This window comes from Pseudoalteromonas phenolica (assembly GCF_005876835.1).
In the GTDB taxonomy this organism is placed as follows: domain Bacteria; phylum Pseudomonadota; class Gammaproteobacteria; order Enterobacterales; family Alteromonadaceae; genus Pseudoalteromonas; species Pseudoalteromonas phenolica_B.
The window spans coordinates 1-1,584 of the sequence record NZ_PPSW01000037.1 but is presented as its reverse complement, the minus strand read 5'-3'; the positions used below and the strand labels follow the sequence as shown (position 1 = coordinate 1,584).

The following is a 1,584-nucleotide window of genomic DNA, read 5'->3' as shown; positions in this document are numbered from 1 at the left end:
CAAAAAACTTTTAATTGAAGAGTTTGATCATGGCTCAGATTGAACGCTGGCGGCAGGCCTAACACATGCAAGTCGAGCGGTAACATTTCTAGCTTGCTAGAAGATGACGAGCGGCGGACGGGTGAGTAATGCTTGGGAATATGCCTTAGGGTGGGGGACAACAGTTGGAAACGACTGCTAATACCGCATAACGTCTACGGACCAAAGGGGGCTTCGGCTCTCGCCCTTAGATTAGCCCAAGTGGGATTAGCTAGTTGGTGAGGTAATGGCTCACCAAGGCGACGATCCCTAGCTGGTTTGAGAGGATGATCAGCCACACTGGAACTGAGACACGGTCCAGACTCCTACGGGAGGCAGCAGTGGGGAATATTGCACAATGGGCGCAAGCCTGATGCAGCCATGCCGCGTGTGTGAAGAAGGCCTTAGGGTTGTAAAGCACTTTCAGTAAGGAGGAAAGGTTAGTAGTTAATACCTGCTAGCTGTGACGTTACTTACAGAAGAAGCACCGGCTAACTCCGTGCCAGCAGCCGCGGTAATACGGAGGGTGCGAGCGTTAATCGGAATTACTGGGCGTAAAGCGTACGCAGGCGGTTTGTTAAGCGAGATGTGAAAGCCCCGGGCTCAACCTGGGAACTGCATTTCGAACTGGCAAACTAGAGTATGATAGAGGGTGGTAGAATTTCAGGTGTAGCGGTGAAATGCGTAGAGATCTGAAGGAATACCGATGGCGAAGGCAGCCACCTGGGTCAATACTGACGCTCATGTACGAAAGCGTGGGGAGCAAACGGGATTAGATACCCCGGTAGTCCACGCCGTAAACGATGTCTACTAGGAGCTGGGGTCTTCGGACAACTTTTCCAAAGCTAACGCATTAAGTAGACCGCCTGGGGAGTACGGCCGCAAGGTTAAAACTCAAATGAATTGACGGGGGCCCGCACAAGCGGTGGAGCATGTGGTTTAATTCGATGCAACGCGAAGAACCTTACCTACACTTGACATACAGAGAACTTACCAGAGATGGTTTGGTGCCTTCGGGAACTCTGATACAGGTGCTGCATGGCTGTCGTCAGCTCGTGTTGTGAGATGTTGGGTTAAGTCCCGCAACGAGCGCAACCCCTATCCTTAGTTGCCAGCGATTCGGTCGGGAACTCTAAGGAGACTGCCGGTGATAAACCGGAGGAAGGTGGGGACGACGTCAAGTCATCATGGCCCTTACGTGTAGGGCTACACACGTGCTACAATGGCGCATACAGAGTGCTGCAAGCTCGCGAGAGTTAGCGAATCACTTAAAGTGCGTCGTAGTCCGGATTGGAGTCTGCAACTCGACTCCATGAAGTCGGAATCGCTAGTAATCGCGGATCAGAATGCCGCGGTGAATACGTTCCCGGGCCTTGTACACACCGCCCGTCACACCATGGGAGTGGGTTGCTCCAGAAGTAGGTAGCTTAACCTTAGGGAGGGCGCTTACCACGGAGTGATTCATGACTGGGGTGAAGTCGTAACAAGGTAGCCCTAGGGGAACCTGGGGCTGGATCACCTCCTTAACGATTTAGAACAGATTTGTTCGTAGTGTCCACACAGATG

1 rRNA gene is annotated in these 1,584 nt (G+C 52.4%); it reads left to right on the top strand.

Features of this window, described 5'->3' with window-relative positions:
* Positions 1 to 11 precede the first annotated feature (11 nt).
* Positions 12 to 1,544: ribosomal RNA gene (locus C1E24_RS19215) — 16S ribosomal RNA — on the top strand.
* The last annotated feature ends 40 nt before the right edge of the window (positions 1,545 to 1,584 follow it).